17 protein-coding genes and 1 pseudogene are annotated in these 24,255 nt (G+C 60.2%); 13 read left to right on the top strand and 5 right to left on the bottom strand.

Annotated features, from left to right (window positions below; translation table 11 throughout):
* Positions 1–231 precede the first annotated feature (231 nt).
* Positions 232–1,803 carry a sigma 54-interacting transcriptional regulator gene (locus G365_RS0114995; RefSeq protein WP_019646348.1) on the bottom strand — a complete coding sequence of 524 codons (1,572 nt, stop codon included), beginning with the start codon at positions 1,801–1,803 and terminating at the stop codon, positions 232–234.
* Between the two features lie 232 nt (positions 1,804–2,035).
* On the opposite strand from G365_RS0114995, the gene G365_RS0114990 reads away from it, so the two are divergent.
* Positions 2,036–3,283 (top strand): methionine gamma-lyase, encoded by a 1,248-nt coding sequence (locus G365_RS0114990; protein ID WP_019646347.1) that lies wholly within the window; start codon positions 2,036–2,038, stop codon positions 3,281–3,283.
* 63 nt (positions 3,284–3,346) lie between these two features.
* Here the strand turns inward: G365_RS0114990 and G365_RS23105 are convergent, their stop codons facing one another.
* On the bottom strand, positions 3,347–3,841 hold the full coding sequence (locus G365_RS23105; RefSeq protein ID WP_019646346.1) for a hypothetical protein: 495 nt from the start codon (positions 3,839–3,841) through the stop codon (positions 3,347–3,349).
* Positions 3,842–4,335: 494 nt separating this feature from the next.
* Here G365_RS23105 and G365_RS0114980 point away from each other — a divergent pair, with 494 nt between their 5' ends.
* From G365_RS0114980 to G365_RS23915, 9 genes are all read left to right on the top strand, one after another.
* Entirely contained in the window at positions 4,336–5,589 is a 1,254-nt protein-coding gene (locus G365_RS0114980; protein ID WP_019646345.1) for a D-amino acid dehydrogenase, read from the top strand.
* 224 nt (positions 5,590–5,813) lie between these two features.
* Positions 5,814–7,019, top strand: a complete 1,206-nt coding sequence (kynU, locus tag G365_RS0114975) for a kynureninase (protein WP_019646344.1) — start codon at positions 5,814–5,816, stop codon at positions 7,017–7,019.
* Positions 7,016–7,852 carry a tryptophan 2,3-dioxygenase gene (kynA, locus tag G365_RS0114970; RefSeq protein WP_019646343.1) on the top strand — a complete coding sequence of 279 codons (837 nt, stop codon included), beginning with the start codon at positions 7,016–7,018 and terminating at the stop codon, positions 7,850–7,852. The genes kynU and kynA overlap by 4 nt, the downstream gene beginning before the upstream one ends.
* Before the next feature lie 28 nt (positions 7,853–7,880).
* The gene (locus G365_RS0114965) at positions 7,881–8,714 is read left to right on the top strand and encodes an alpha/beta hydrolase (protein ID WP_019646342.1); all 834 of its coding nucleotides are present in this window, start codon (positions 7,881–7,883) and stop codon (positions 8,712–8,714) included.
* 311 nt (positions 8,715–9,025) lie between these two features.
* On the top strand, positions 9,026–10,831 hold the full coding sequence (locus tag G365_RS21770; protein WP_019646341.1) for a ShlB/FhaC/HecB family hemolysin secretion/activation protein: 1,806 nt from the start codon (positions 9,026–9,028) through the stop codon (positions 10,829–10,831).
* Between the two features lie 50 nt (positions 10,832–10,881).
* Entirely contained in the window at positions 10,882–16,974 is a 6,093-nt protein-coding gene (locus tag G365_RS0114955) for a two-partner secretion domain-containing protein (protein WP_019646340.1), read from the top strand.
* Positions 16,955–17,596, top strand: coding sequence for a hypothetical protein (locus G365_RS23920; RefSeq protein WP_155976310.1), 642 nt, complete (start codon positions 16,955–16,957; stop codon positions 17,594–17,596). Before G365_RS0114955 ends, G365_RS23920 begins: the two co-directional genes overlap by 20 nt.
* A 428-nt stretch (positions 17,597–18,024) precedes the next feature.
* Positions 18,025–18,129, top strand: coding sequence for a hypothetical protein (locus tag G365_RS24640; protein ID WP_456091307.1), 105 nt, complete (start codon positions 18,025–18,027; stop codon positions 18,127–18,129).
* The gene (locus tag G365_RS23915; RefSeq protein ID WP_155976309.1) at positions 18,099–18,581 is read left to right on the top strand and encodes a DUF6911 family protein; all 483 of its coding nucleotides are present in this window, start codon (positions 18,099–18,101) and stop codon (positions 18,579–18,581) included. The genes G365_RS24640 and G365_RS23915 overlap by 31 nt, the downstream gene beginning before the upstream one ends.
* Positions 18,582–18,668: 87 nt before the next feature.
* On the opposite strand, the pseudogene G365_RS23910 reads toward G365_RS23915, so the two are convergent.
* Positions 18,669–18,812: pseudogene (locus tag G365_RS23910) on the bottom strand (IS630 family transposase); the annotation flags it as partial.
* A 722-nt stretch (positions 18,813–19,534) separates the two neighbouring features.
* Between G365_RS23910 and G365_RS24575 the strand changes: the two are divergent.
* From G365_RS24575 to G365_RS23595, 3 genes are all read left to right on the top strand, one after another.
* Positions 19,535–19,651 (top strand): colicin E5-related ribonuclease, encoded by a 117-nt coding sequence (locus G365_RS24575; protein WP_155976316.1) that lies wholly within the window; start codon positions 19,535–19,537, stop codon positions 19,649–19,651.
* Between the two features lie 1,092 nt (positions 19,652–20,743).
* Positions 20,744–21,295: a hypothetical protein gene (locus G365_RS23600; protein ID WP_081628576.1), complete on the top strand. Its 552-nt coding sequence runs from the start codon at positions 20,744–20,746 to the stop codon at positions 21,293–21,295.
* Between the two features lie 57 nt (positions 21,296–21,352).
* A complete protein-coding gene (locus G365_RS23595; RefSeq protein WP_081628575.1) occupies positions 21,353–21,820 on the top strand; it encodes an Imm42 family immunity protein in 468 nt (155 codons plus the stop codon).
* A 389-nt stretch (positions 21,821–22,209) separates the two neighbouring features.
* Here the strand turns inward: G365_RS23595 and G365_RS0114950 are convergent, their stop codons facing one another.
* On the bottom strand, positions 22,210–23,115 hold the full coding sequence (locus tag G365_RS0114950) for a flagellin (protein ID WP_019646339.1): 906 nt from the start codon (positions 23,113–23,115) through the stop codon (positions 22,210–22,212).
* A gap of 61 nt (positions 23,116–23,176) precedes the next feature.
* Positions 23,177–24,255: FlgK family flagellar hook-associated protein (locus G365_RS0114945; protein WP_026345388.1), on the bottom strand; the 1,079-nt coding region annotated here is incomplete at its 5' end.

Genomic DNA, 24,255 nt, shown 5'->3' with positions numbered 1-24,255 from the left:
TGCGATATCGCAAACTCTAACGCTCGGACAGCCTGATCACAGCCGCCGTAGGATCCCGCCGCCGGAACGGTCACCGACCGTATAGTTATAAGCGGCAACAATCGCATCCAGCGGTATCAGACTGAGTCGCAGGCAGATGCATCACCCAGAACGGTGAACCCCGGCCTGTCAGACAGCCCACCGGGTGTTATCCCGGGTGTTACAGAAAGTGTTACATCCCGCGTTATCTTCTCAGGGGCTGCGCAGCCCATAGGCCCGCAGCTTCTGGGCAATGGTGGTGTGCGAGACCTTCAGCCGCTCTGCCAGCCGCCGGGTTGACGGATACCGTGGCCACAGCCGGGTCAGAAGCTCGCGCTCAAAGGCGGCCTGCGCTGTCCCCCAGTCTTCAGGCCCCCAGTCTTCAGGTATCCAGTCTTCAGACATCCAGCCCTGAGAGTCGCGGGCGGGCTCCGGCAGAACCGGCAGGGCAGGGGCGGGCGGCCCCTCCGTCCCCGTCGCGGCCAGATCAAAAGCGGCCCGGTCCAGCACCGGGGCATCATTAAGGGTCAGGGCGCGGAACAGCACGTTCTGAAGCTGGCGGACATTGCCGGGCCAGCCGTAACCGCACAGCGCCTGCCGGGCCGCATCGGTCAGGCGCGGCAGCGAGCGGCCCAGACGGGCGGCAGTGTTTTCCAGAAAACTGTCGATCAGCACCGGGATATCCGCCCCACGGCTGCGCAGGGGCGGCACATCGACCTGCAACACCGACAGCCGATACAGCAGGTCATCGCGGAAGGCTTTTTCCGCACAGGCCGCCGCCAGATCCCGGTGCGTCGCACTGACGATCCGCACGCTGACCCGGCGTTCCTGCTTGCCGCCGACCCGGCGGAAGGTGCCATCGGCCAGAAAGCGCAGCAGTTTGCTTTGCACATACGGCGACATTTCCCCGATTTCGTCGAGGAAGACCGTGCCGCCGTCAGCCAGCTCCAGCAGGCCCAGCTTACCATCCCGCGCCGCACCGCTGAAGGCGCCGGGGGCATAGCCGAACAGCTCGCTCTCGACCAGCGTTTCCGGCAGGGCCGCACAGTTCAGGGCCAGAAACGGTGCCTCATGGCGGCGGCCCGCCCCGTGGATGGCCCGGGCCACCAGCTCCTTCCCGACGCCGGTTTCCCCGGTGATCAGCACCGGGGCATCGACATCGGCAAAGCGGCGCACCCGCTCCTTGACCGCCTGAATCGCCGGGCAGGTGCCCAGAATCGCATCCAGCGATCCCTGTTCCCCCGGGCCGACCCGCGACAGCGCCTGCCCCAGCCGCTGCGGATGCCGGAACACCACAATCCCGCCGCCTGCCTGCCCCCCGGCGGGGACAAGGGGGGAGGGGATCACCTCCACCATCCACGCCTGCCCGTGCAGGGTCACCGGCTGGGCCAGCGGCTGCCCGCGCCCCAGCATCGCCCGCACCGGATCAGGCAGCACCGCCGCCGCCCCCAGAATGGCCTGTGCCGCCCGGTTTGCCGCCGCCAGCGTGCCATCAGGATCAACCACCGCCAGCGCATCGGGATAGCTGTCCGCCAGCAGCTCCAGCGCCTGCTGGCGGCGGTCGCCGGGCAGGGCTTCCACCACCGTCACCGCCCACAGGCCGGGGACCGCCAGCAGCGCCGCCCGCAGCGAAGCCAGATCGGGCGGACGCAGGCCCGGCAGCTCGGCATAGACATGGTGGGTCACCACCTCCAGCCGCCGCACATCCTGCCCGGCGCGGGCAATCACCGTCAGGATTTCGCCGGTGATGCCGACGCGGTTGTCAGCGTGGATATCCAGCAGCATCGGGTTCTCCCGGTGGAACGTTTTTCTTACAGCGTAAAGATATTCTTACAGATCGGTCCCCTCAAGAGGGAAGGAGTGGAAGATTTTTCTTACACCCTCTCTCTGACCGCCCGATTTTCGGGGCTGGCCCGGAGATGGCACGGAGATGGCACGGTTCCTGCGATGCTGCGGTCAGAAAACAGAAACCCCGGCGGAGACAGAACCGGCGGGGTGACAGAACGGGAGCATCCTCATGTCCAAGACCAGCGATACCGCCAAGACGACCGCCACTGTCTCCACCCCCGGTTTCGCCACCCGCGCCATCCACCATGCCTATGATCCGCAGGATCACAACGGCGCGCTGGTGCCGCCGGTCTACATGACCTCGACCTTTGCCTTCCCCGATGCCGCCACCGGTGGCCGCCGCTTCGCGGGGGAAGATCCGGGCTATATCTACACCCGTCTCGGCAACCCGACCCTGCGTCTGCTGGAAGCCCGTCTGGCCGAGCTGGAAGGCGGCGAGGCGGCGATGGTCACCGGCTCCGGCATGGGGGCGATCACCTCGGCCCTGTGGACGCTGGTCAAGCCGGGCGATGAAATCATTGTCGATAAGACCCTGTACGGCTGCACCTTCGCCTTCATGCGTCATGGTCTGGCCCGCTTCGGTGTCACCGTCAGCCATGTGGATCTGACCGATGCCGGCGCCCTGCGCGCCGCCATGACGGACAACACCGCCGTCGTCTATTTCGAGACCCCGGCCAACCCCAACATGCGGGTGGTCGATATCCGCGCCATTGCCGCCATCGCCCATGAAAAGCAGGCGGTGGTGGTGGTCGACAACACCTATTGCTCGCCGTATCTGCAGCAGCCGATCAGCCTTGGCGCGGATCTGGTGGTGCATTCCGCCACCAAATATCTGGGCGGCCATGGCGACCTGACCGCCGGGGCCGTGATCGGCCGGGCGGAGATGATCACCGCCATCCGCTTCTTCGGGCTGAAGGACATGACCGGCGCGGTGCTGTCGGCGATGGATGCCAGCCTGATCATGCGCGGCCTGAAGACGCTGGAACTGCGGATGGACCGCCATTGCTCCTCGGCCCAGACCGTCGCGGAAATGCTGGAAAGCCATCCGGCGGTGGCACGGGTGTATTACCCGGGCCTGTCCAGCCACCCCCAGCATGATCTGGCCAAAACCCAGATGAAGCTGCCGGGCGGGATGATCGCTTTTGAACTGACCGGCGGCTATGACGCCGGAATCCGCCTGATGGACAGCCTGTCGATGATCGTCTGCGCCGTCAGCCTCGGCGATGCCGAAACCCTGATCCAGCACCCGGCCAGCATGACCCATTCCAGCTACACCCCGGAAGAACGGGCGGCCTATGGCATCTCGGAAGGGCTGATCCGCCTGTCCGTGGGTCTGGAAACCCCGGCGGACATTCTGGCCGACCTGACCACGGCGCTGGACTCCCTGTCCACCGCCCTGAAGGCAGCAGCGGAGTAAACGGCTGCCAGAGCGATCTCCCCCCTCCGGCGCAGAACCCTTTCCACGCCGGAGGGGGCAGAATCAGTTCTGGCTGATGATCTTCCAGCTGCCATCGGCCTGACGGCAGGCGGTGCCATAGGCCGGGGACGGCTGGCCGCCGACCATCACGGTCTGCTGGTATTCGCGGCAGTCCTGACCGCCGTTGCCAGCGATTCCCGGTGCCGGATACGAGCCAGATACTGGGGAAGCGGGCGCGGGCGCGGGCGCGGGGTAAACTGGCATCGGATAAACGGGGGCCGGATACCAGTACCAGCGGTTTCCGGCAATCCACCACCAGCCGTCCCGGCCCTCGTGGCGGCCCTGCCACCATGCCCCACGGTGCCACAGATCCCGATCGGCCTGCCGGTACGGGGCTGGACTGGCCGAGGCCGGGGCAGCCCCCGGGCCATGGCCGGACCCATCCCCATAGGCTCCGTCGGGCCGCCCGTGCATCTGCGCCACAGCGGACGGACTGATCAGCATCAGGGTGGTCAGGGCCAGTGCTGCCGCCCCCGGAAAAGTCAACGTAACCATCATCCGTTTCTCCGCAGCATCGGGGCAGGATGCCGCTGTTCTGCATCAATACTCTGATAAAACTCAGGCTCTCAGGCCCCTCAGGGGGCATGTCCGCCCCCGGCTTTCCCCGTGCGCCCTCAGGGATTGCAGCGGGCCTTTTCTGTTAAACGCCGGATCCGGAATACTCCGTCGCGCCGCGAGTCAGGGCCTGTCTGCCGCAGACCGGCCCCCGGACCGGGGACAGCCGGAAAACAAAATACGACTTTCCGCGCCTGCAACGGTCCGAAACTGAACTTTCTGCATCTCCAGCCCCTTATATTCGCAGAAACATGCTTATTTTTTGCAGTTAATGAAAGATATTTTACCTCCCTCAAAGACACGGTAAACAGATACAGAGGATACGCCGCCGGTTTCACTGACCTCTCCATGTCGTGAGAGACAGAACAGATGTCCGGCGCGGCTGTTTTCTCTCCGCCTTTTCTGTGGTCCGTCTTTACTCTGCAGGTTGCATCGCTATGAAAGTCGTCGTTCTGGGCAGTGGCGTTATCGGAACTACTTCCGCCTGGTATCTGGCGCGGGCCGGTCATGAGGTGACCGTGATTGACCGCCAGAGCGGACCGGCGCTGGAAACATCCTTTGCCAATGCCGGGGAAGTGTCGTTCGGGTATTGCAGCCCGTGGGCTGCCCCCGGCATTCCGATGAAGGCCGTAAAGTGGCTGATGATGGAACATGCCCCGCTGATCCTGCGCCCGAAGGTTGACGGCGCAATGATCCGCTGGCTGGTGCAGATGCTGAGCAACTGCACGTCCTCGCGCTATGCCATCAACAAAAGCCGCATGCTGCGTCTGGCCGATTACGCCCGCCAGTCGCTGGCCGACCTGCGGGCCGAAACCGGCCTAACCTATGACGAGCGGATGAAGGGCACCCTGCAGCTGTTCCGCACGCAGGCCCAGCTTGATGCCTCCGCCAAGGACGTGAAGGCCCTGAAGGCTGACGGCATCCCCTGCGAACTGCTGGACCCCGACGCCTGCATCCGGGTGGAACCGGCTCTGGCCCGGGTGCGCCACAAGATTGTCGGTGGCCTGCAGACCCCGCTGGATGAAACCGGCGACTGCTTCAAGTTCACCAACAACCTTGCCCGGCTGGCCGAAGGCAAGGGTGTCACCTTCCGCTGGAATGAAGAAATCCGCCGCATCGAGACTCTGGGCGACCGTGTCACCGGTGTGGTCACCGACAAGGGCACCCTGAAGGCCGACGCTGTGGTGGTGGCTCTGGGCAGCTGGTCGCCGATGATGCTGGCGGAACACGCCATCCGCCTGCCGGTGTACCCGGTGAAGGGGTACTCGCTGACCATTCCGATCAACAACCCGGATCTCGCCCCGGAATCGACGGTGATGGACGAAAGCTATAAAATCGCCATCACCCGTCTGGGGGACCGCATCCGCGTCGGCGGCATGGCGGAAATCTCGGGATATAACAACATTCTTGAACCGGCCCGCCGCCGCACGCTGGAACATTCGGTCACCGACCTGTTCCCCGGCGGCGACATGTCGCAGGCCGATTTCTGGAGCGGCCTGCGCCCGATGACCCCCGACGGAACCCCGGTGATCGGCGCCACCCACCTGAAGGGCCTGTTCCTCAACACCGGGCATGGCACCCTCGGCTGGACCATGAGCTGCGGCTCCGGCCGTCTGATCGCCGATATCGTCTCCGGCAAGACCCCGGACATTGATGCCCGCGATCTGGCGATCAGCCGCTACCGCGCATAACCCTGCCATCAGAAAAACCGCTCAGAGACTGATGATGCCCGCCGGAGGATCCCTCCGGCGGGTATTTTCTTGCCTATATCCCCGAAAAGTCGCGCCGGAGGTGCAGGAAGAGTCGACGCGCCCTGTCGTCTGGAGTATTTATAAAAAATAATTGCCAGACAATTTTAGCAGACATTTTTATATCTGCCCGTCCGGCCAACCAGACACAACAACAGGAAGCGCCCATGTCAGAGACCCTGCCCGACATCCCCGCAACCCGCAGCCGCTTTGCCCTGCCGGACGGGGTGATCTATCTTGACGGTAACTCGCTCGGCCCGCTGCCGGTCGGCGTGACCGAACGGGTGGCGGCCATGCTGACTCAGGAATGGGGCCACCAGCTGATCCGGGGCTGGAACAGCGCCGGGTGGATGGTCCAGCCGCGCCGGGTCGGCGACCGGATCGCCCGCCTGATCGGGGCGGAGCCCGGCAGCGTGGTGATGGGCGACACCCTGTCGGTCAAGGTCTATCAGGCGGTGGCTGCCGCATTGGCGATGCGCCCGGACCGGCGGGTCATCGTGTCAGATTCCGGCAATTTCCCCACCGACCTGTATATGGTCGAAGGCCTGATCGAGACACTGGGGCAGGGCCATGCCCTGCGGGTGGTGGCACCGGAAGCGGTGGAAGACGCCATCACCGACGAGGTCGCCGTACTGATGCTGACGCAGGTCGATTACCGCACCGGACGGCTGCATGACATGGCGGCCCTGACCGCAAAGGCCCATGCCCATGGTGTGGTGACGGTGTGGGATCTGGCCCATTCCGCCGGGGCCCTGCCGGTTAATCTGGCCGGGGCCGGGGCCGACTTCGCGGTCGGCTGCACCTATAAATACCTGAACGGCGGCCCCGGTGCCCCGGCCTTCATCTACGTGGCCCCGCGCCACGCCGACAGCGCCCGCCCGGCCCTGTCCGGCTGGATGGGCCACGCCGCCCCCTTCGCCTTTGATCCGTCTTACCGCCCCGGGGCGGGGGTGGAACGGATGCGGGTCGGCACCCCGCCGGTGATCGCGCTGGCGGCACTGGATGCGGCGCTGGATGCGTGGGACGGGGTTGATATGGCCCGGATCCGCCGGGACTCCATCGCCCTGTGCGACCTGTTCATCACGCTGGTCGAAGCCCGCTGCCCGGCGCTGGAGCTGGCATCGCCCCGCGATGGCAGCCAGCGGGGCAGTCAGGTGTCGTTCCGGCATCCGCAGGGCTATGCGGTGATGCAGGCGCTGATTGACCGGGGGGTGATCGGCGACTTCCGCGCCCCTGACGTGCTGCGCTTTGGCTTTACCCCGCTGTACATCGGTGCCGATGACGTGCGCCGGGCGGTGGATGTGCTGCAACAGGTGATCGACGGGGCCCTGTGGGACCGTCCGGCCTATCACAAGAAGGCGATCGTGACATGAGCAAGCCCTATGATCCGGCCACCGAAGGGGCGCAGATGGCCTTCGACGGGCGTATGTCCTATGGTGACTACCTTCAGCTTGACCGCATCCTCGGGGCGCAGGTGCCGCTGTCGTCCGCCCACGATGAGATGCTGTTCATCATCCAGCACCAGACGTCAGAACTGTGGATGCGGCTGGCGCTGTACGAGATCCACGCCGCCCGGACCGCCCTGCGCGGCGATCAGCTGTCCCCCGCCTTCAAGATGCTGGCCCGGGTTGCCCGGATTTTTGAACAGCTGAACGCGGCGTGGGATGTGCTGCGCACCATGACCCCCAGCGAATACACCCGGTTCCGCGATGATCTGGGGCAGTCGTCGGGGTTCCAGTCCTATCAGTACCGCGAGATCGAGTTCCTGCTGGGCAACCGCAATCCGGCGATGCTGCGCCCCCATGCCCACCGGCCGGAAATTCTGGCCCGGCTGGAGGAGGAACTGACCCGCCCCAGCCTGTATGACGAGGCGCTGCACCTGCTGGCCCGCAACGGCATCGCGGTCCCCGCCGAGGTGCTGGAGCGTGATGTCAGCCAGACCCATCAGGCCCATGACGGGGTGACAGAGGCGTGGCGGCAGGTCTATCAGGCCCCGGAACAACACTGGCCGCTGTACGAGCTGGCGGAAAAGCTGGTGGACTTTGAAGACTACTTCCGCCGCTGGCGCTTTAACCACGTCACCACGGTGGAACGGGTGATCGGCTTTAAGCGTGGCACCGGCGGCACCGGCGGCGTACCGTATCTGCGCAACATGCTGGCGGTGGAGCTGTTCCCCGAGCTGTGGCGGGTCCGGACCGTTCTGTAACCGCATCCCCACGGAAGGAGGGCCGCGCATGATCACCCCCACCCGCATCACCGACTGGGATGATGCTTACAGCAACGGGGCCTACATCCCCGGAGGAGACGCCTATCCGGCCCGGTGGGCGGAGCAGGCCGCCGCCTTCCGCGCCGGGCTGGCCGAAACCGGGCAGGCGGCGCTTGACCTGCCCTATGGCGACCACCCGCGGGAACGCTACGACCTGTTCACCCCGGCCGGCCCGGCGCGGGGGACGGTGGTGTTTGTCCATGGCGGATACTGGATGGCCTTTGATAAAAGCAGCTGGTCCCATCTGGCCGCCGGGGCGCTGGCCCATGGCTGGGCGGTGGCGATGCCCGGTTACACCCTGTGCCCGGAAACACGGATCAGCGGCATCACCCGGCAGATCGGGCAGGCGGTGGACGCCATCGCCCGCCGCTGCCCCGGCCCGCTGCGGCTGACCGGCCATTCCGCCGGGGGGCATCTGGTCAGCCGTCTGGCCTGCACCGATGCCCCGCTGGGGGAAGAAAGCCGGGGCCGGATCGCACGGGTGGTCTCCATCAGCGGGCTGCACGACCTGCGGCCCCTGCTGGCGACCAGAATGAATGCCACCCTGCGGCTGGACCCGGCAGAAGCGGCGGCGGAAAGCCCGGCCCTGCTGGTACCCCGCCCCGGTCTGCCGGTACTCTGCTGGGCCGGGGCCGGAGAACGGCCGGAGTTCCGGCGGCAGAACAGCCTGCTGGCATCGGTCTGGCAGGGACTGGGGGCCGCCACTGCAGCCGCCGAAGCCGCCGGACGCCACCATTTTGATGTGATTGACGCTCTGGCGGACCCGGACTCAGAGCTGTGTCAGGCCCTTGTGGCGGACTGACATAGCTCTGACCCTGCAGACAGACATCACCCCCGGTCCGCAGCCCGCGCCGGGGGTGTTTTTTATGCTGAGCCCTGAAAAAAATTTCATCTGCGTACTTCGCGGAAAGAAAATCCCTCCGGCCTGCTTTTTCGCCAAAAAATAGAAAGACTGCGTATTTTCTCATTGAATTAATAAAAATTAATCTACCCTGAGGTGTGATCTTCATCACAGAGCGCCCGCGCCAACCCCACTAGGACCCACCCGCAAACACAACCTTGGATGTTATCTGCGGGGGCGGGGGAGAGGTGGGGATGCGGAACAGGGACAGGATGGGACCGGCGCGCGCTGGCCTGTCTGCGGGAAATCTTTCAGCACGCCTGTTGTCAGCACAGCGGTCGGTTCTGGCCGCTGTGGTCGCAGGCATACTGTGTGCGGCCGTCCCGGCGCTGGCTCAGGCCATCCCGCAGGCCGACCTTGACGCGATCACCCGCCAGCAGCAGCAGATCCAGCGGATGGAGGAAGACCGCCTGCGCCAGCAGGAGCAGGATCTGCGCAGCCGGTCCCGCACCCTGCCGCCGCCGGGCCTGACACCGGCACCCCCCGCCGCCGCAGCGGAAGAGGATGCGGTGTGCATTCCGGTGAGCCGGGTGGATCTGGACGGTATGGACCGCCTGTCCCGCTGGCAGGTCGATGATCTGCTTGATCAACCGGCAGGAACCTGCATGGACGTGGCCGCCATAGAGGCATTGGTCCGCGCCCTGACCAACCGCTATGTCGGGGCCGGGTACAGCACCGCCCGCCTGTATATCCCGCAACAGGATCTGTCGTCAGGCGTGCTGCGCCTGATCGTGCAGGAAGGCCGGGTGGAAAGCCTGCGGATTGACGATGGCGGGCAGGGGCCGGAAATACATGCCCGGACCGCCACCGCCTTCCCCGGCGTGGAGGGGGGCGTGCTGAACCTGCGGGAGATTGAGCAGGGGCTGGACCAGATGAACCGCCTGCGCGCCAATGCCGCCCGCATCGACATCGCCCCCGGCAGCACCGCCGGCACATCGGCCCTGACCATCACCAACCAGCGGCGTCTTCCGCTGTTTCTCGATATCGGCACCGACAACAGCGGCAGCCCGTCAACCGGCGAGCGGCAGGGGTTTACCCGGATTGAGGCCGACGACCTGCTGCGGATCAACGATCTGTGGACTGTTGACTACCGGCGGTCTCTGGTTGATCAGCGCACCACCCGTAAAAGCGACAGCCTCAGCGGCTCGGTCTCGGTCCCCTATGGGTTCTGGACCGCCTCACTCAGCGGCAGCTGGTTCGGCTACCGCAGCCCGGTGACCGGCCTTAACCAGACGTTCCTGACCAGTGGCCAGAGCCGGTCCTGGCGGGGCCGGATCGACCGGGTGATCCACCGCGATGACGTCAGCAAAACCACGGTCTCCGCCGGGTTCGGCGGCAAGACCACCCGCAACTATGTTGAAGGGACGGTGCTGGATTCCGGCAGCCGCAAACTGTCGTCGCTGACGGTGGAAGGCAGCCATACCCGGCGGCTGGCTGACGGCACCGTATCACTGACGCTGGGCCACGAAGCCGGGCTGGGGGCCCTTGGCGCCAAGGCCGATGCCGGGCGCCGTGAAGACGCCCCCGAAGCCCAGTTTGAGAAATGGACCGCCGATGCGGTGTTCAGCCACCCGCTGCCCGGCTTTGACGCCGACTGGCCGTTGCAGTGGACCACCTCTGCCCGGGTGCAGTGGAGCCCCGACACCCTGTTCTCGACCGAGCGGGTGTCCGTCGGCGGGCTGTACAGCGTGCGCGGCTTTAAGGACCAGAGCATCAGCGGTGATGTCGGCGGGTATGTCCGCAATGACCTGCGCCTGACCCTGCCAAATACCGGGGAAGGCTGGCTCGATCAGGGGCTGGGCCGGGTGGCGCTGTCGGTTGGCTATGACATCGGGGCAATCCGCCATGACTGGCGCGACAGTCTGGAGCAGGGCCGCCTGAGCGGGGTGTCTGCCGGGGTCTCCACCAGCGGCGGCATGGTGCCGGTGTCGTTCATCTGGGCCCGGCCCCTGACCGCCCCGGCGGTGATCGGCACCCGGGAAGACGTTTTTTACCTGTCGGTCGGCTTCAGTCTGTAACGGCCACGGCCACCGCATCGGGCACGGATAAAGAGTAAGGGGGATTCGGGGTGAGCAAGGTGATGCGCGTGCTGCGGCAGGCCGTGGGGATGACGGTTTCCGCCCTGTTGGTGATTCAGCCGATGCTGGCCCACGCCCAGTCGGTGCCACCGATCATTGCGGCGGGCAGCACCCCCCAGACATCGGTCGATCAGACCCAGAACGGCCTGCCGCTGGTGAATATCGCCAGCCCGAACGGCAGCGGGGTTTCGCTCAACCAGTTCAGCCAGTTCTCGGTCGGGCCGGGCGGGGCGGTGATCAACAACAGCCCCGTCACCGGCACATCGGCGCTGGGGGGCATGGTTTACGGCAACCCCAGCCTGCAGGGCGGGACAGCCCGGCTGATCATCAACGAAGTTACCGGCGGCAGCCGGTCCAGCCTGCAGGGCACCACCGAAATCTTCGGGCGGCAGGCTGAATACATCCTCGCCAACCCCAACGGCATCACCTGCGACGGCTGCGGCTTCATCAACACCCCGCAGGCCACCCTGACCACCGGCGTACCGGTGCTGGGGGCGGGCGGGGCGCTGGACCATCTGGCGGTCAGCCGGGGGGATATCACGGTTGGCCCCGGTGGGCTGGATGCCCGGGCGGTCGATGCCTTTGATCTGGTCGGGCGCAGTGTTTCGGTCAACGGGCCGGTGCATGGCACTGATCTGGGGGTCACCGCCGGGGCCAACACCTTTGACCCCAAGACCCGCACCGCCACCGCCACGGCGGCGGACCCTGCGACCACCCCGCTGTACGGCATTGATTCTTCAGCCATCGGCGGCATGTACGCCGGGCGGATCACCCTGATCGGCACCGAAGCCGGGGTTGGGGTGCGCATGGATGGCACGCTGGCAACATCAGCGCGGGATCTGGTGCTGTCGGCCAATGGCAAACTGGAGATTGCCCGCGCCACCTCTGCCGCCGATCTGTCGCTGACCTCTTCCGGCGCGCTGACCGTTGGCGAAACCGCCACCGCCAGCGGCACCGCAACCGTCACGGCGCAGGACACCACCATCGCCGCCGGGGCAACACTGGGGGCCGGGGGCAACGTCAGCCTGACCACGCGGGACCTGACCGTGGATGGCAGGCTGGCCGCTGGCCTTGCCAGCACACCTGAAGTTTCTACACCTCAGGGGTCTGGCACCCTGACAGCCACCGCCAGCGGGGCGATCCGGGCCAATGGCACCGTCACCGCCGCCGACAGGGCGACACTGTCCGGGCAGACGGTTGCCGTCGCCGGGCAGATCACCGCCGCCGGGCCGGTCAGCCTGAACGCCACCGCCGACAGCGGAACGGCCCTGTCGGTCAGCGGCGGGGTGCAGGGGCAAAGCGTAACCCTGACCACCACCGGCAGCGGCGGCGCGCTGGATCTTTCCGGCACCGTCACCGCCACCGACAGCCTGACACTGACTGCCGCCGGATCTGCCACCGCTGCCGCCGGGTCAACCTTACAGGCCCCGGATCTGGCCCTGACCAGCGGTGGACCGCTGACACTGGCGGGCACCGTATCGGGCACCACCGTCACCGCCACGGCAGGCACGGCGCTGGACAGCCGGGGCAGCATCACCGCCACCGGCAACGCCACCCTGCGCGCCGGGACCACCCTGACCCAGCAGGCCGGGGCCAGCCTGAAGGCCAACGGCACCGCCACCCTGATTTCCCCCGCCACCACCCTGAGCGGCAGCGTTGATGCCGACAGCGTGACCCTTAACGACGGCACCGGCACAGCCACGGTGACGGCAGACGCCGCCGTCACCGGGCGCAACACCGTCACGGTGGCGGCTGCCAGCGTCAGCAATGCCGGAAAAATCTCGGCCGGTGAGACCGCCCGTATCACCGGCACCACCGCCGTCAGCAACGCGGTCACCGCCACCCTGCTGGCGCGGGATCTGGGGGTTGTCGCCGCCGGACTGACCAATGCCGGACGGATCACCGCCGGGCAGGCCCTGACCCTGCAGGTCAACGGCAGCCTGACCAACACATCAGCACTGATCAGCAGCGGGTCTCTGGTGCTGACCGGGCTGACCGACCTGACCAACCGCGACCTGATCTTCGCCCGCACCGCCCTGACGGTTGAAGGCAGCGGCGCACTGGTCAACGACGGCGGCACCCTTCTGGCGGGCGGCGATCTGCGGATCAGCGGTCTGTCGGGGGGCAAGGCGGCCCAGATCGCCAACACCGCCGGGACCATCGAAAGCACGGACGGCGACATCACCCTGTCCGCGCAGGACATCCGCAACACCGGCAACCAGACCGCCAACGGGCTGACGTGGCAGACGGTGTTCCAGCGGACCTATCAGATGGTGTCCGATCAGTCGGTGCCACCCTGCACGGTGGGGGAAGGCTGTGCCTACTTCGGGGCCATCGCGATCGTGCCGGACCCCCGCCCCGGCTTTAACGGCACCGGGTACTGGGGCACATCGTCCTCCGGGCATATCACCTCGACCGTGATTCAGCAGGTGGCGACCTCCGTCACCGGGCCGACGGCGGTGATTTCCGCCGGGCGGGATCTGCGGATCAGCGGCGACAGTGTCGAAAACCGTCAGGCAACCCTCAGCGCTGCCCGCGACATGACCTTAAGCGGCGGGACCCTGCGCAACATCGGCATCAGCGGCAGCGCCCAATGGATCATCTCTGCCGTCAACGAGACGATGACCCGCTGCTATTCCTACGGCAACACCGTCTGCAGCGGCTTTGACAACGGCGGCGGCTCTGCCGGGCTGGCCAGCTGGACCACCGACATCGCCCCGGCGACCATTCAGGCCGGGCGGGCCCTGACCGCCACCTTCACCGGCGATATCTCCAACGTGGTGATGCGGGAGAACACACCGCCCCCGGCAGGCCCGCAGAAGGTGATGTACGACCAGCTGGCGGCCACCGCGCCGGACCTGCCGACCGGATCGGTCGGGCTGGACGGCGGGACCACGCTGGACAGCGCCACCCTGCAGGCGCGGCTGTCGGCGCAGATGCCGGGCTTCAGCAGCCTGTACAGCCGGGCGAGCGCTAGCAGCAACACCCTGTATGAAACGCGTTTTCCCTATGTGGATCTCGGCACGTTTTATGGCTCGGATTATTTCCTCAGCCGGGTCGGCGGGCCAACCCTGCGGCTGGAAGACCTGCCCAAGCGGCTGGGCGATGCCTTTTTCGACACCCGGCTGATCCGCGATGCGGTGGTGCAGGCCACCGGCCAGCGCTGGCTGGATGCCGGGGTCACCGATGACCGCCTGCAGTACAAGGCGCTGATTGACAACGCGGCGACGGTCTCGGGCACCCTGCGGCTGGCGGTCGGCGTTGCCCTGACGGCGGAGCAGATTGCCCATCTGGACCGTGACATCGTCTGGTACGAAACGGTGCTGGTCGATGGCCAGCCGGTGCTGACCCCGCGCCTGTATCTGGCGCAGGCCGGGCGGGTGCGTCTGGCCGGGGGCGGGGCGCTGATCGCGGCGGGCGGGGATATGACCCTGACCTCCGGCGGGTCGGTTGCGGTGCTGGAAGGGCGGATCGCCGCCGGGCAGGCGCTGGCGGTGACCGCCGGGCAGGATCTTCAGGTTCTGTCCGGCACGGTGCAGGCCGGGACCGGCCTGACCCTGACCGCCGGGCGCGATGTGGTGGCGGAAACGCTGCTGACCCAGCACGGTGACGGCAGCCAGAACCGCCGGGACGTGCGGATCGGCCAGACAGATCTGGCCGCCGGGGGCGGGGTGAAGATCACCGCCGGGCGGGATGTCGGGATAACCGGGGCCGGTGTGCAGGCCGGGCAGGGGGGCACCGGCGGTCTGGCGATCACCGCCGGGCGCGACCTGACGGTACAGGCGCTGGCGCAAAGCCGCCATGAGTCAGAAAGTGGCGGCAAAGGCGGTTACACGCTGGATGCGGTGACGCACAGCCGCTCAACCCTGACGGCGGCGGGTGACATCAGCCTGTCAGCGGGGCAGGACATTGCCCTGACCGGGGCACGGGCGCAGGCGGGCGGCGCGGTTGAGGCCCTGGCCGGACGCGACCTGACGGTGGCGTCGGTGGTCGACAGCCTGCGGGCGGAAGGCTGGACCCGCAAATCGTCTTCCTCCACCGACAGCACGGAGGAGCGCAGCACCCATCAGGCGGCGGAGATCCGGGCCGGAGGCTCGGTTCTGCTGGGAAGTCTGGGCGGCGATCTGACGCTGCGGCGGGCCGATGTCAGCGCCGGGGGCGACCTGACGCTGCTGGCCCCGACCGGAACGGTCTCGCTGTTAGGGGGCACCGACAGCAGCTTTGAACAGCACAAGCGCTCCGGCGGGTCACTGCTGTGGCAGTCCAGCCGCGACCGGGGCGAGGTGCGGGAAACCTTCACCGCCACCCGTCTGGAAACCGGCGGCGCGCTGACCGTCACCGCCGGGCAGGGGGTGATTGCCGAGCTGCCGGTGCGGGGCGACCTGAAGGCCTCGCTGGCGGAGGCGGCAGCGCAGCCGGGCATGGCGTGGGTGGCGCAACTGGCCACCCGGCCGGACGTCAACTGGCGGCTGGTGCAGGAACATTACGACAGCTGGGACCATAAGAGTCAGGGCCTGACCGGCCCGGCGGCGGCCCTGATCGCCATTGCGGTCGGCATCGCCACCTATGGCGCCGGGTCCGGGCTGGGGGTTGGGCTGGGGGCGGTGAAAGAGGGAGCCCTCGCCGCCGGGATCGACGCCGCCGCCAGCGCCGCCGTCTCCACGCTGGCCAGTCAGGCCACCGTGTCGCTGATCAACAACCGCGGCAACATCGGCGCGGTGCTCAAAGAGATGGGCTCTTCCGCCACCGTCCGCTCCCTCCTCATCGCCATGGGGACCGCAGGGCTGACCGCTGGGCTGGCCAGCGAGCTGAACATCGACATCAGCAAGACCGCCGACTTCCAGAACAAGCTGGCCCATGCCGCCTTGCGGGCGGGCACCGGCACGGTGCTGAACAGCACCATCGGCGGACAGCGGTTTGAGGACGCCCTGAAATCCGGGGCGCTGTCGATGGCGACAACGCTGGCATCTCAGGTGCTGTTTGAGAAGATCGGCGATCTGGCCGCCGATCACGGTCTGGCCGAAGGTGACCTGCGCAAAGTGGTGATGCATGCCGTGGCCGGGTGCGCGGTGGGGCAGATCACCCAGCAATGCGTCGCCGGGGCCATCGGGGCCGGGCTACAGGAAGCCGCAGGCGGGCTGGTTGACCGCCTGAGCAGCAGCCCCGAAAGGCGGGTGCAGCTTTCCGGGCTGATTGCCGCAACCGCAACCCTGCTGACCGGCGGCGATGCCGGGGCCGTCAATGCCGCCAATTCCGTCGCCCAGGACGCACGGACCTATAACCGGGAGCTTCATCCGGAAGAGAAAACTCTCAATAAGCTTTTGGCGGAAGAACTGAGCAGGGAGTCCGGGCGAACACAGATCGAAGAGCGCGAAATCCTCGATAGAATCGCCTGCGTTATCGCGCAGTGTCAGGCTGGAGCAAACCCCTTACCACCGAATGACCCTGCCTATCAGGCTACGGTAAGGGAGATGCTGATCCTCTATCCCACCGAAATGGCCGCTATGATGACGGTCATGGGACAGTATGTAACCCCGGATGGGCGTACACTATTCGGCTACACCGATCGAGATCAGCTGTTTGATCACGACGTCCCCATAGAGCCCTTCGCGCTAGAAGGGTGGATCCTTGGGCTCACAGGCCTTGGTGGAGTTGCTAAAGCAGCTCTTACGAAAGGTGTAAAGGCGGCAGCCTCTCTCACTAAAGTCATTCTTGCTGCAGGCCTCGAAAAGCGCGAAGGCTCTGCGCTGGCAAAGGCTGGACAACAGACGGGATCTGGAGTTTGGAAAACAACAAGATCCGATGCTGAAAAAAGGAAACATATATTTTCAGAAAATCATAAAAACAAAGGCATTATGGATCTTGGGCCATCAGAAAATTATATTGTAGAGAGAGCGTATGACGCAATTAGACTTTCTGATAGACAAGGAAAGCTTAGAGAAGGTATGAACAATATTATTGTAAAAATGAATGGGCATGACGCAACTATCAGAACACGCATACAAAATGGCGAAATGCAATCCATTAATATATTTAAAGGCACATCTAACCGGGAGGGACAATATGTCATCGACCTTCGCTGAAGACCTTCAAAACGCCATTAAAGAAGATGATACTTCTAAAATAGTAAATATTCTTGAGCCAAAAGTACATGCCGGGACGGCAACCGAGAGTGAAAGATTACTCTGCGGAATACTCCTTATGATGCCCCCTTTTGCTGATTATCATGCTGCCCCACTGATTTTTAACAGTTTACATAACGGAACACGACGATTTGAAGCTGCAGTCTGGAGTGCATATCACTATACAGTTATACTTCCTGATGGTGATACTAAATTTAAAAATACACTTCTATCTTTTCCATATTCTTCTATCGCTGCATACTTTTTGAGTGAATTCTTCGGTTTAATAAAAAATCGGCACAAAGAGCTTATCGAAATCAGGAGATCTGTTTCTCTAAGGATGTTTCCATTCAACATAATAAAACTCATGGAATTAGATGAAGAATTATCAATTGATGATAAAATAAATCTTTTCAAAATCGCCTCCGATTTAATATTAGATAAAGACGCTTGTGGTTCAGGAAACCTCTCGACAATTGAAGGAATGATACAAAGCTATTGGGAAAACCTGATAACAGGAACAAGAATAACGAAAGAATTATGGAATTATTATAAAAAAGAATTTAAAGAATACACAGATTAGAGTGAAATATGTACTGTGCAGAAATGGTAATCACCTGACCGTTCCGCCTCAGGAGCAGGGTCCGGCCCCCCTCGCCCCGGTCACTCAGCGACCGTAGGGGAGGGGGCAACAGCTCAGCCGAGCAAAGCGTGGGGGCCCGGCGGGCCTCCAATTGGCGGCTGGTGCAGAAACATTACGACAGCTGGGACCATAAGAGTCAGGACGTGACCGGCCCGTCAGCTTGCTGATGCCAATGGCGACGGCGTCCTCAGCCCGGCGGAGCAGGCCGTCGCAGATGACTGGGCCGGACGTCTGGGGCGGGCTGCCCTGCGGGTGGTGGACTCGTACTGGGAACGGAAACTCGCCGCCGATGCTGACGCAGAGCGGATTATTCAGGAGCTTGCCGCATTGTACGTGGTCAGGCCATTTGTTCTTTCTGTAGGAGTATCTTGCATTCTGCTGCCGACCGGTCGGGGCTAAATCGCCTTCAAGTTGTTGATACAGTAGATAGAAAAACTTCCGAATGGATACGCGGATCAGGATGGAAGAAATGATAAAAAATAAAAAAGACGGACCAACAATATTTGAGCTTTCCTATTTAATTAAAATAAATGATCATTCATCAAAAAACATAATAAATCCAAAAATAAATGAAACAAGAGCAGCATTAGAATGCGCGTTTGAAAATGGAGGGTACGTTCATTTAGATATATATTCTGAAGACGGATTCTTTCTAGAAAGACTAGATATGACATCTATAGGCAAAAAATATAGATTGGTTTATTTAAGATTCTATTGCGATTATAAAGAGCAATTATACGAATGGTGGGAGCCTGGAGACTCCCCATTTAGAGATTTTGTCCGTTTTGGTGACGATAATTGGGATGCAAGAACAGTTTGCTCAGATATTTCTGTTGCTCAGGATATTTTCGAAGAACTGTTAACCTCTGGGGACTTAATTTCTGGATTGCTGCAAATGCGATCTGATTGGAATCCGAAGCCATAACCGACTTGGGACGCCCTGAAATGATCGCCTAGAGCATTTTCAGATTGAGTGTCCATAACCCGCTGCTTTGAAGAAATTTGCACACTGCTATGGAGAGAAACGCTCGATAAGTCTGCCACCCAGATCCCACAGCGCATCAATGGTGCGCTGTGGTTCCTGCCGCCGCAGGGCTTTGAGTTTGGAAAAGGCCATCTCAATGGGGTTCATGCCGGGGGAGTATGGCGGCAGATAAAAACACTGCGTGTACAGAGATGGCAATCACCTGACCGTTCCGTCTCAGGAGTAGGGTCCGGAGCCCCTCGCCCCGGTCGCTCAGCAACCGTAGGGGAGGGGGCAACAGCACAGCCGGGCAAAGCGTGGGGGTCCGGCGGGCCTCCAACTGGCGGCTGGCGCAGGAACATTACGACAGCTGGAACCATAAGCGTCAGGACCTGACCGGCCCGATAGAGATGAAAAAGGTAACACGACCAGAGGAATTGGTAAAAAGTAGATACGTATCACAAAAATTGAGGATAAAAAGATGAAAGCGGCAGTTTTAATGTCAGGTTCAAATGTCAAAAACAATATAGAAAAATACAAAGAATTATGGATAAATAGTAAAAATTTAAATACTTGGGGGAAAAATAACAACATTTAATATGGAAATTATTGATAATATTGAATATATTTTTGATTTAATATTTGAACACTATCAATATATAAATATTGTAGATTTGATAGATTATGAAAATAAAATTGTAATGTCGATCAAGAGAAACATATAAATATAAAATCTAGAGTGCTTGCGATCTGCACAAGGCGGTGATTAATGCCATTGCCGGGTGCGCGCTAAAGCAGATCACACAACAATGTGTCGCCGGGACCAGAGACACCGAACTCCGCACATAGTCTGGCTGACTGCATGATCAACAGCCTCGAAAGACGAGCACCTATTTAATTTTGCAGTCCGTGATATTCGTAATAACCCTTTAACGGGAAATCGCAATGACGATCCCGCCACAGCATACATTAATTCCGATGGTCGTCATGTCGTCAGAAACGATACAACTGGTAACATTGTTCAATTATGAGATAGAAATGATAAAAATTGGAAAATTCAATTCTAAAGGATTAGAATATAATGGAGACAAATTATCTAACAAAAAAAGAAGCGTTAAAGTTTATAAACCATTGCTATGAAAATTCTATTTTCATATATGGGGCTGAAAGATTTAAAATAGATCAAGATAAAATAATTCCGTATTTAAGTGGTATAATTGATTGTTCTTCATTAATTAATAATGACTACAAAGCATCAGCCATAGCATTGATAAAATTTATAGAATCATACGATGACGATGAATATCAATTATTTACAATAGTATATTAGATCATTCCTAATATTTATAGAGATAGTAATCACCTGACAGTTCCGCCTCAGGAGTAGGGGCCCGGAGCCCTTCGCCCCGGTCGCTCAGCAACCGTGTAGGGGAGGGGGCAACAGCTCAGCCCGGCACAGCACAGCACAGCACGGCGTGGGGGCACAGCAAGCTAAACCTCAACTACCGCTGGTGCCGCTATAGAGATGGAGTTAGATTAATGGGCAGGATGCCTTCGACAGTTCAACCAAGTTAAGGCAACGCCCCCTCGTTGAGCCGGGAGCGCTCACAACCATCCTGGATAACAAGGCGTCGACCTAAGGATTGTATACGTGATAGTAAAAAGATGTGAATGGATTCCAAAAGATGCGAAAGAGGCAATTTTAACAATTTGTGATCGAGAATTTGAGTGTATTGCATTTTCTCACCCCAGCAATATGCAGATTGGTGATCGTTTACGCGATTCCTTGATCGCACCATCCACTAAGTTCATATATAAATTTTAATTATATAAACGTTTCTTAATAAGAATAATAAATAAAAATTTCTCATTTTTCATCAACAGTGATAAATAAAAACAATATACTCGTTTCAACTTTGTCATTCATAATTGATATTAGCAACTCAATCCCCGGAAATATATTTGATAGAGATTTTATATAATTTTACTGATGTAAAATTTATGCTATCTGCTTATTTATGGCAAATTAATATAATCAAATACACTAGCGCAACAAATACAATAATCATGAAAGGGGATATCTATAAAATGAAAAAATATACGGAAAATACTCAAAGGATATAATGCGTTTATTTTATTCAGATATCGGTTCTACAGAATTTTTTTCATACGTTGGAAATCTAGTTTCATTAGAAAAAGCAATTTCAGTAATAGCAATGCTAAGCCCAGACTTCATATTACGCGATAACTGTATATTTTGGCGCGACAATGCCGATGAATATGAAGAAATTAAATATCCAATGATCGGATTAAAATTAAATAAAGATAAAGATAAAGATAAAGATAAAAAGCATGAAATAACAGAAGAAAAAAAATACATAGAAATGTACAGAAACAACTTTTCAATATCTCAGTTCTTTTCTTCATGGGAAGAATTACCTGATATAAAATGCAATTACTTTGATATAAATGGAGAGGATCGAGAATTATGCTTCATATTTGCTGAACAGATTAAATATCACTGGACCATTGCACTGAAGGAGGCATTCCCAAACCGTTCTTTTGAATTCGAAATCGGGGATAATATCCTTGACGAATATGGTGTCTGCCTCACTTTTTGGCAAACCGAAGAAAGCAGAGCAATCGGAGCGCTTGAGGGCGATTCAATCAAATAAAAAAATCGCATCACAAATTTATTTTAAATCGTTGCTGATAGTTTTTATAGGTTCAAAATGATATTTGGAGATCCTTTTTTATTTTCCATCCAGATCGACATTGTAAAAGAGTGGAATGCAGAAAATAACTACTGGAGAAATGGTTTAATATCATTATATTTAAATGGAAGTAGGGAATTTTCACTAGTTGATGCCTGTGAAATAAGGACAAATTTTTATTTTTATAAAAAAATAAATATCGACGGATATTTTTCTGGCGTCATTGATGACAGTTATTATTTAATTTTTAATTCAATTAATTCATATTACAGTGGATACTCAGAAAATATAATTCCAGGATCATTCTATTTAAGCTGCACAGCGATGGAAGATGCCGGATATTATTTCTATCTAATAAGAAAAAAAGAAAAAGACTTTATCTTATGGTCAAATAATCACGGGAAAGACGTATTTCGAGCAGATTTACCTCCAGATTATATTAAGAGCGTCATATTAGATATGAGTAAATATGAAATTGACGCATGATTTTATCTCTCACAAATAAATGTCACCTGGAAGTTTCCAAAAACCGTCGCTCCTCTGACTTCGGAGCATCATAAAGCGAGTGGCGCACTGACCGTCACCGCCGGGCAGGGGGTGATTGCCGAGCTGCCGGTGCGGGGCGACCTGAAGGCCTCGCTGACGGAGGCGGCGGCCCAGCCGGGCGGGTAACAGACCGCAGGCGCAGGCAAACGGGGCGACAGCCGGGGCCAAGAAAGCCAAAACTACAGCCAAAGCCGGTTGCAAAGCCGCATGCGGGGGCCATTCTTTGCTACAGGTCCATTTGTCGCATAATTTATCTTATGAATAAAAATGGCGCTTCAGACCGGGTTTCCAACAGGACCAGCCATCGATGCCATCTTTGAATACCATCCTTACAGATAATCCGTCAGCGACAGTTTAAACATGGTGCCAATGGCACTGTACGATGCCTGCAGCGTGCTTTCGTACTGCGACAGCTCGACCGTCACCTCGGCGGTATCCACCGCCGTCAGGCCGGTGATCCGGTCCTTCAGCAAAGCCATCATATCATCCTGAGCGGTCTGTGCATTTTCCAGCCGTTTCGACTGTACCGACATCTGGCCCTGATATGCCAGCAACGCCTCCAGCGCTTCGGTCGCCAGATCATAGGCCTCGGTCAGGGCATCATCATCCATCGGGCTGGTGGTCAGGTTGGCCACCAGATTGGCCGACCGCAGCGCCTTCTCAAAGCCGCCGTCACCGGCGCTGACGCCGTACTGTATGCTCTGGTCAGCCGACACCCGCACCGAAGCCAGCATGTTATCCCCCTGAAAATACGCGGTATCCGCCGTTGACGGCACCGTCGGCACAGAGAGTTTAGACGTCTCAACCGGCGCGGTATCCGTGCGGCTGCCGGAAAACAGATAGCGCCCGTCCATTTGCAGGTTCATCATCTGGGCAAGGTCATCCAGCACCCCTGCCCCCAGACTGTTATAATCAATAGACCCAGAAACATCGCTGCGCGCCGCGCTGATGGTCGCCCGCAAGGAGCTGAGCTGATCGACCATCGACCCCAGCGCGCTGTACATCGACTGTGCCCGGTCCACAGCCACCTGCGTGTTGTCAGACCATGCCTGAGTCCGGGATACCACGCTTTCCAGCGACAGGACCGTGCCCGCCTTGGCCCCCAGCCCGCCATAGGTGGTCGATACCAGCCCCGATGCCGATGCCACCTGCTTTTCCGCCATCCGCGATTGCAGGGATAGCGCCGACCGCAGCATGATATCGCTCAGACCGGCTGTAGAGACGCGCTGGATCATCGGTTTACGCCCTTTTTCCGGGGTGTCATAACGGTCTTTCTGCCCTTCGGAAGCCGGGGGCTTACTTCACCGCCTGCAACAGGGATTCAAACATCTGGTTCACCGCCGAGATAATCTGCGCTGACGCTGAATAGGCGTTCTCCAGATCGGTGATCCGTGCGCTTTCCTCATCCACGTTGACCCCGTATTTCGAAGAAAAGCGGTCCGTCAGCGTGGTCAGGGTGGTTTCCGCCGCCGTCTGGCTGGCTTTGGCCTGCGTCAGCAGGGTACCGACAGAGGCCACCAGATCCGCCGCCGCCGTCGAAATATCCGCTTTGGCCAACGCGTCAGCCATCGCCTGTGCCGGATCGCCGGAGCCCCCGGTGACGGCCACATCCCCCGCCGCCAGCGAGGAGGCGGTGCTGACGCTGCCGGTCGCAAGCAGAGACGGTGAACTGAGAATGTTGGCCCGCACCGCAATATCCGTTGCGCCGGTGCCGGTCAGCAGATCGTTCAGGCCAAAGCGGGCCGAGGCCCCTTCCCCATCCAGCGTGCCGCCGGACAGCGAAACGCCGGTACCGCTGCCGGTGGCCTGCACCACCAGACGGCCGGCACTGTCCAGCGATGCCGACAGACCGCTGATGCTGTTAAGCTGCGTCAGCAGATCATCCACCGTCGCCACCGCTGACAGATCAATATCCAGCGCCGACACCGTGGCCGCGCTGCTGTCAGACACCACCACCCGCAGGGTCCCGGAACCACTGAGGTTATCGGTCCCGCTCAGCCCTGTCACCGTGCCGGTCAGGCCGGAGGGAGCCGGAACCGCCGTTGATCCGTTGTGCAGGCTGTTCAGCGTGTCCATCAGGCTTGCCGCCTGACTGTCCAGTTCAGCCTGAAACGCGGGCAGCGTGGTATCGCGCATCGTCACCAGCGCCGCAACCGAGCCTGACTTCAGCGTGGTGGTGATATCCTTGCCATTCAGCATGATCCCGGAAAAACCGCCGGGATAGGTCGTCCCGGCATCAACACCGGATGCGCTTTCATACGACAGCGGATGGATCACCGACGTCAGCAGCGGCTCCCCGGTGCCGGTATAGACCTTGGTCGCGCCGGTGCTGTCACTGAAGTACGTGATATCCATATAGCCACTCAACGACTGCA

Origin of the sequence: Novispirillum itersonii subsp. itersonii ATCC 12639, assembly GCF_000381985.1 — a bacterium.
GTDB lineage: Bacteria > Pseudomonadota > Alphaproteobacteria > Rhodospirillales > Rhodospirillaceae > Novispirillum > Novispirillum itersonii.
The sequence above is the reverse complement of the archived record's forward strand: the minus strand, read 5'-3'. Positions and strand labels throughout refer to the sequence as shown.